This window comes from Aquipseudomonas alcaligenes NBRC 14159 (assembly GCF_000467105.1).
Taxonomy (GTDB): Bacteria; Pseudomonadota; Gammaproteobacteria; order Pseudomonadales; family Pseudomonadaceae; genus Aquipseudomonas; species Aquipseudomonas alcaligenes.
Genome location: NZ_BATI01000001.1, coordinates 59,341 through 65,795, shown reverse-complemented (window position 1 = coordinate 65,795; position 6,455 = coordinate 59,341). Strand labels below are relative to the sequence as shown.

Annotated in this window: 6 protein-coding genes; 2 read left to right on the top strand and 4 right to left on the bottom strand. The window is 64.9% G+C overall.

Annotated features, from left to right (window positions below):
• Together PA6_RS00305 and PA6_RS00300 are read left to right on the top strand one after the other, a co-directional pair.
• The coding region (locus PA6_RS00305) for a phasin family protein (RefSeq protein ID WP_021698851.1) at window positions 1-206 on the top strand (206 nt) is incomplete at its 5' end.
• Between the two features lie 10 nt (window positions 207-216).
• A complete protein-coding gene (locus PA6_RS00300) occupies window positions 217-1,005 on the top strand; it encodes a phasin family protein (protein WP_021698850.1) in 789 nt (262 codons plus the stop codon).
• A 54-nt stretch (window positions 1,006-1,059) separates the two neighbouring features.
• Here the strand turns inward: PA6_RS00300 and PA6_RS00295 are convergent, their stop codons facing one another.
• The 4 genes from PA6_RS00295 to phaC (PA6_RS00280) all read right to left on the bottom strand — a co-directional run bounded on the left by PA6_RS00295 (window position 1,060) and on the right by phaC (PA6_RS00280) (window position 6,296).
• Window positions 1,060-1,674: a TetR/AcrR family transcriptional regulator gene (locus PA6_RS00295; RefSeq protein WP_021698849.1), complete on the bottom strand. Its 615-nt coding sequence runs from the start codon at window positions 1,672-1,674 to the stop codon at window positions 1,060-1,062.
• Window positions 1,675-1,751: 77 nt separating this feature from the next.
• A complete protein-coding gene (gene phaC / locus PA6_RS00290) occupies window positions 1,752-3,434 on the bottom strand; it encodes a class II poly(R)-hydroxyalkanoic acid synthase (protein ID WP_021698848.1) in 1,683 nt (560 codons plus the stop codon).
• A gap of 157 nt (window positions 3,435-3,591) precedes the next feature.
• Window positions 3,592-4,449, bottom strand: a complete 858-nt coding sequence (phaZ, locus tag PA6_RS00285; RefSeq protein ID WP_021698847.1) for a poly(3-hydroxyalkanoate) depolymerase — start codon at window positions 4,447-4,449, stop codon at window positions 3,592-3,594.
• A 167-nt stretch (window positions 4,450-4,616) separates the two neighbouring features.
• Window positions 4,617-6,296: a class II poly(R)-hydroxyalkanoic acid synthase gene (gene phaC, locus PA6_RS00280; protein ID WP_021698846.1), complete on the bottom strand. Its 1,680-nt coding sequence runs from the start codon at window positions 6,294-6,296 to the stop codon at window positions 4,617-4,619.
• Window positions 6,297-6,455 lie beyond the last annotated feature (159 nt).

The following is a 6,455-nucleotide window of genomic DNA, read 5'->3' as shown; positions in this document are numbered from 1 at the left end:
CCCAGCTGAACAGCGTCAAGAGCAGCGTTTCCGAAGTCAAAGGCAAGGTTGAAGTGCAGCTCGACAAGATCGAGAAGGCCTTCGACAACCGCGTCGCCAGCGCACTGAACCGCCTGGGTATTCCCTCCAAGCAGGATGTTGAGGCACTCTCTGCTAAGCTGGACGAGTTGAATGCTTTGCTTGAGCGAGTGGCGCGTACCCAATAAGGAGAGCAGGATGGCTGTTAAGAAACCTACCGCTGCAAAAGCGGCAGCAAAACCGGCGGCAAAGAAAGCGGCTGCCAAGAAGGAAAACAACTCCTGGATCGGCGAGATCGAGAAGTACTCGCGGCAGATCTGGCTGGCCGGTCTCGGCGCCTATTCCAAGATCAGCAACGACGGCAACAAGCTGTTCGACGGCCTGGTCAAGGACGGCGAGAAGGCCGAGAAGAAGGCCAAGACCGAAGTCGACAAGCAGCTCGACGTGGTCAAATCCAGCGTTGGCAGCACCGTCGGTTCGGCCAAGTCCAAGGTCGACGAAGTCAAGGGCAAGGCCCTGGGCAAGTGGAGCGAGCTGGAAGAGGCATTCGACAAGCGCCTGAACAGCGCCATCTCGCGTCTGGGCGTGCCCAGCCGTAACGAGGTGAAGGCTCTGCAGACCAAGGTCGACAGCCTGACCAAGCAGATCGAGAAGCTCACCGGTCAGTCGGTCAAGCCGGTTGCCAAGGCCGCCGCCAAACCGGCCGCCAAGGTCGTCGCCAAGCCTGCTGCCAAGCCGGCCGCGAAAGCGCCTGCCAAGCCTGCCGCCAAGGCTGCTGCGAAACCCGCAGCGAAGCCCGCCGCTGCCAAACCGGCCGCCAAGCCTGCTGCCAAGCCGGCCGTGGCGAAGAAGCCGGCGGTGAAGAAGCCTGCCGCGCCGAAACCGGCCGCCAAGCCGGCTGCTGCCAAGCCTGCCGCCCCGGCGCCGGCTCCGGCCGCTGCACCGGCTCCGGCTGCAGCTCCGGCGACCCCCGCCACTCCGTCCTGATTCCTTCAGGATGTACAAAAGCCCGGCCCAGTGCCGGGCTTTTGCATTTCCGGGTCAGGCTTCCAGGTAGCGCTGGGCGATACGTTCGGCGGCGTGGCGTGGTTCATCGGTGAGGTGCGGGGCGACCAGCATCATTATCTGGAACACCACCAGGCGGACTTCGCCCTGGGCGCCGAGTATGCGCTGATAGTCCAGGGAGAACAGCAGGGTCAGGGTGATCTGCTCGACCAGCTGGCCCAGGGCGGGAGTGTCGCTGCGCAACTGGCCGAGGGCCTTGAGTCTGGCCAGCAGGCTGGCCAGGGTGCGCTTGAGCTGGTTGAGCCACTGGCGGATGCCGCGGGCCAGCTTGGGCAGGCGCCCGGAGAGGTTGGACAGGTCCTGGAACAGGAAGCGGTACGAGGCCAGGCGCTCGACGATCAGGTGCAGGAACAGCCAGTAGTCCTCGGCACCCAGTTCGGCCTCGTGCGGCGGGTCGAGCAGCGGTGCCAGCTCGGTCTGGAAGCGCTCGAACAGCTCCATCACCAGCGGTTCCTTGCCGTGGAAGTGGTAATAGAGGTTGCCTGGGCTGATGCCCATCTCGGTGGCGATTTCGAGGGTGGAGACGTTGGGTTCGCCCTGTTCGTTGAACAACTGCAGGGCGGTTTCGAGGATGCGGTCGCGGGTCTTCATTCCATGATCTTGAGTGGCCGCCGGGGACTCGACGATAACCGGCCGGGGCGGCGCCCGGCCAGCGCTTTCGCCGCGCCTCAGCGCATGTGAACGTAGGTGCCCGGCGAGGCTTCCATCGCCGGGTACTTGTTGCTGCCGAGGGCGAACACCGTTTCGCGCTGCTCCCCGGAACGCTGCTGGATCCACTCCAGCCATTGCGGCCACCAGCTGCCCTCCTGTTTCTGCGCGTCGTAGTACCAGGCGCGTGGGTCACTGGTCAGCTTGCCGTTCTCGAAGTAGGTGGCCTTGGGGTTGCCCGGCGGGTTGAGGATGCTCTGGATATGCCCGCTGTTGGACAGGATGAAACGACGGCTGCCGCCCAGCAGCAGGGTGGAGCGGTACACCGTGTCCCAGGGCGTGATGTGGTCGTTGATGCCGGCCACGCTGAAACTGTCGAGGTTGACCTTGGACAGGTCGATCGGCGTGCCGCAGACCTCCAGGCCGCCGGCGCGGATCAGCGGGTTGTGCTTGAACAGATCGAGCAGGTCGCCATGCAGTGCGGCCGGTAGGCGAGTGTTGTCGTTGTTCCAGTAGAGGATGTCGAAGGCCGGCGGCTCCTTGCCCATCAGGTAGTTGTTGACCCAGTAGTTCCAGATCAGGTCGTTGGGGCGCATCCAGGCGAACACGCGCGACATGTCGCGGCCATCGAGCACGCCGCTCTGGTAGGAGCGGCGCTTGGCCGACTCCAGGGTCTGCTCGTCGGCGAACAGCATGGCCGGGCTCTCCACCTGGCTGTCCAGCAGGCTGACCAGGTAGGTGGCGCAGCCGATCTTGCGCAGCTGGCGCTTGGCCTGCAGGTGGCCCTGCAGGGCGGCGATGGTCAGGCCGCCAGCGCAGGCGCCCATCAGGTTCACTTCCTTGCTGCCGGTGATGAGGCGGCACACTTCGGTGGCATCCTCCACCGCCTGTACATAGCTGGACAGGCCCCACTCGCGATAGCGCGCGTCCGGGTTGCGCCAGCTGATCATGAACACCTGCAGGCCGTTCTTCAGGCAGTACTGGACGAAGCTCTTCTCCGGGCTGAGGTCGAAGATGTAGAACTTGTTGATCTGCGGCGGTACCACCAGCAGGGGCGTGGCGTACTGCTTCTCGCTCATCGGCTTGTAGTGGATCAGCTCGAACATTTCGCTGCGGAACACCACGGCGCCGGGCGTGGTGGCCAGGTTGCGGCCGACCTCGAAGGCCTGCTTGTTGACCTGCTGCGGCATGCCGCTGTTGTGCAGCAGGTCGTCGAGCAGCTGGCGCGCGCCACGCAAGGCGCTGGCGCCGCCGCTGTTGAACAGCTCCTTGACCGCCAACGGGTTGAGCAGGGTGTTGGACGGTGCCAGGGCGTCGTTGAGCAGGGAGAACAGGAAGTGCGCGCGGGTGCGGTCGTCCGGCGACAGATCGCTCTCGTCGATCCACGCCTTGAGCTGCTTCTGCCAGGCCAGGTAGGCCTGCAGGCTGCGGCGGTAGAAGGGGTTGAGGTGCCAGGTGGGGTCGGCGAAACGACTGTCCTGCGGGTTGGGCTGGTACGGCGTGTCGCCGAGCATCACCCGCCCCAGCTGCTTGCCGAACGCCAGCAGGTGGCGGGTGCTGTGCACCGGCTGGCGCAGGCCCTGGAAGGCCAGGGTGCGCAGGGTGGAGAACAGGTCGCGACCGCGCAGGCCGACCATCGCGCTCTGCGCATTCATGAAGTGTGCGGGTACCGGCATGGATCCCGGTGCAGTCTTGTCTCGCATGGGGCAGGCTCCGTCGTCAAACTGTCATAACCGATGACAGCAAGGCTTGTACCAAGGCGCGCCGGTGGGCATTCCAGACTGCCGCGCGAAAATTCTTCCCTGTCCGGTCGGCTTCGCCCTGGGGCGAGCCTGCCGGAGTAGCACTACAGTTGTGCGATCAGTGACTGCGAACGGGCTGCGGCTGCGGGTGCATCACCGCGCGCTGCCGTTCCTCCTGGAGGAACTTCATGATGATAGGTGCCACCGCTTCGGCGCGGGTCACCAGGAACAGGTGACCGTCGTCGATCACATGAAGTTCCGAGTTGGGAATGCGCCAGGCCAGCAGGCGCATGTTGACCAGCGGGATCAGTGGATCATCGTCGCCGGCCAGGACCAGAGTGGGTTGGCGAATGCGGTGCAGCCAGTGGATGCTGGTCCAGCCGAGGCCGGCGAACAGCTGCCAGTAGTAGCCCATCTTGCCGCCCGAGCGCACCTTGGAGGCATGCGCCAGGGCCAGCTTGGGGTCGCGACGGAAGGCGCCGCCGTAGATGTCCGGGGCAATATGCACGCCGTAGGACGGCTGGATGTAGCGCTTGGGGCTGGCCATGCGCCACAGCACCTTGGGCTTGCCCGGCACCATCACCGCGCCGGCCGAGGTGGCGGCCAGCACCAGCTTCTTGCAGCGTTCCGGGTAGTCGTGGGCGAACTGCTGCGCCAGGGCGCCGCCCCAGGACACGCCGATGGCGTTGACCTGGCCGTAGTCCAGGTAGTCGAGCATGCGCGCGGCCAGCTTGGCCAGGCCGGGGAAGCGGTAGGGCGTGCTCGGGGTCGATGAGCCGCCGACGCCGGGCACATCGAAGGCGATCACCTCCAGGTCCGGGTCCAGCGCGCGGACGAAGGGCATCACCAGCTCCAGGTTGGCGCCGATGCCGTTGAAGATCAGCAGTGGCGTCAGGCTGCTGCTGCCGGGGCGGACCGCAGTGCGGATGGTCTGGCCATCCAGCTCTATGGTGCGAAATACGAAAGGTTGCGGCATGCGCTAGGCCCTATACATGAATCGGTGGAAAGCGGCCTTCCGGGGCCGCTCGCCAAATTCCCGCTTGCACGGGGCGCCGCACGGGCCTGGGCCTTTGCGGCGTGCGGCACTTCCGGGTGCCGCGGGCAGTACTGCGCAAGGTGCAGCGTTGCTACAACAGTTATAACTCAGCGTTCGTGAACGTAGGTTCCCGGGGAGGCCTCGCCGGGGGCAAAGGCCTTGCTGCCCAGCGCGGTTGGCGCCTTCTTCAGCTTGCCCGAGCGCTCGGCCAGCCACTGCTGCCAGTGCAGCCACCAGGAGTCGGCATGCTTGGTGGCCTTCTCCTGCCATTCGCGGGCATTGGCCGCCGGCTCGCTGTTGGTGACGAAGCGCGCCTTGGGGTTGCCCGGCGGGTTGAGAATGCTCTGGATATGGCCGCTGTTGGACAGCACGAACTCGACCTTGCCACCGAACAGCAGCGAGGACTTGTAGCAGGCTTCCCAAGGGGTGATGTGGTCGGTGGTGCCGGCCACGCAGTAGATGTCGCTGGTGACCTGCTTGAGGTCGATCGGCGTGCCGCAGACTTCCAGGGCGCCGGCGCGGGTCAGCGGGTTGGTCTTGAACAGCTCGATCAGGTCGCCGTGCAGGGCGGCTGGCAGGCGGGTGGTGTCGTTGTTCCAGTAGAGGATGTCGAACACCGGCGGCTCGTTGCCCAGCAGGTAGTTGTTGACCCAGTAGTTCCAGATCAGGTCGTTGGGGCGCATCCAGGCGAACACCTTGGCCATGTCCTTGCCTTCCAGCACGCCGGATTGGTAGGAGCGGCGCTTGGCGGCCTCGAGGGTCTTCTCGTCGGCGAACAGGGCGACCTGGGTATCCAGCTTGGTGTCCAGCACGCTGACCAGCAGGGTCATGGAGTTGACCTTCTTCTCGCCCAGGGCGGCGTAGTGGCCCAGCAGCGAGGAGATGGTGATGCCGCCGGAGCAGGCGCCGAGCATGTTGACGTCCTTGCTGCCGGTGATGGCGGTGACCGCGTCGACGGCTTCCTTGAGCGCCTCGATGTAGGTCGACAGGCCCCATTCGCGCTGCGCCTTGGTCGGGTTGCGCCAGCTCACCACGAAGGTCTGGATGCCGTTGCGCAGGAGGAAGCGCGCCACGCTCTTCTCCGGCGACAGGTCGAAGACGTAGAACTTGTTGATCTGCGGCGGTACCACCAGCAGCGGGCGCTCGTGCACCTGCTCGGTGGTCGGCTTGTACTGGATCAGCTCCAGCAGATCGTTGCGGAATACGACGGCGCCTTCGCTGGTGGCGAGGTTCTTGCCGACCTCGAAGGCGTCCATCTTCACCTGGCTGGGCATGCCGCCGTTGTTGACGATGTCCTTGGCCAGGTGCGAAAGGCCGTCGAGCAGGCTCTTGCCGCCGGTTTCGAAGAAGCGTTTGACCGCTGCCGGGTTGGCCATGCTGTTGGTCGGCGCCATGGCTTCGGTCATCAGGTTGATGACGAAATGGCCGCGGCTGGTGTCCTGCTCGGAGAGGTTGCTCTCCTCGATCCAGTCGTGCAGCTCCTTGCGCCAGGCCAGGTAGGTCTGCAGGTAGCGGCGGTACAGCGGGTTCTGGCTCCAGGCCGGGTCGGCGAAGCGACGGTCATCGGCTTCGGGCGTCAGCGCGGACTGGCCGAGCAGCACATTCTTCAGCTCAAGGGCGAAGTGGGTGGCGTGCTTGGCGCTGTGGATGGGTTGCTTGATGGCCTGGGCCAGCACCATGCGGGCAGAGGTGAGTAGATCCTTGCCGCGCAAGCCGATCACCGGGTTCAGTCCCAAGGTGTTTTCCGAGGCTTGGCGATGCAGGTCTTCATTATTCTTGTGGGTCATCTACGACGCTCCATTGTCCTGAGACGAATACCAACTGCAGCTGTGAAAGGCACAGGGCGAAGGGCTGGTACTGCTCGGGTTTACCGGGTGCGGAGCGAACTCCGCGCTTGCTTTGCATTCGCCTGGGCAAATGCATGGAACCTGCCAGTTCCTTGGTTA

What these genes read in the sequence shown, in the direction of transcription:
- PA6_RS00295 (WP_021698849.1), bottom strand. Translation starts at nt 1,674, where the DNA reads ATGAAGACCCGCGACCGCATCCTCGAAACCGCCCTGCAGTTGTTCAAC.
- phaC (WP_021698848.1), bottom strand. Translation starts at nt 3,434, where the DNA reads ATGCGAGACAAGACTGCACCGGGATCCATGCCGGTACCCGCACACTTC.
- PA6_RS00300 (WP_021698850.1), top strand. Translation starts at nt 217, where the DNA reads ATGGCTGTTAAGAAACCTACCGCTGCAAAAGCGGCAGCAAAACCGGCG.
- phaC (WP_021698846.1), bottom strand. Translation starts at nt 6,296, where the DNA reads ATGACCCACAAGAATAATGAAGACCTGCATCGCCAAGCCTCGGAAAAC.
- phaZ (WP_021698847.1), bottom strand. Translation starts at nt 4,449, where the DNA reads ATGCCGCAACCTTTCGTATTTCGCACCATAGAGCTGGATGGCCAGACC.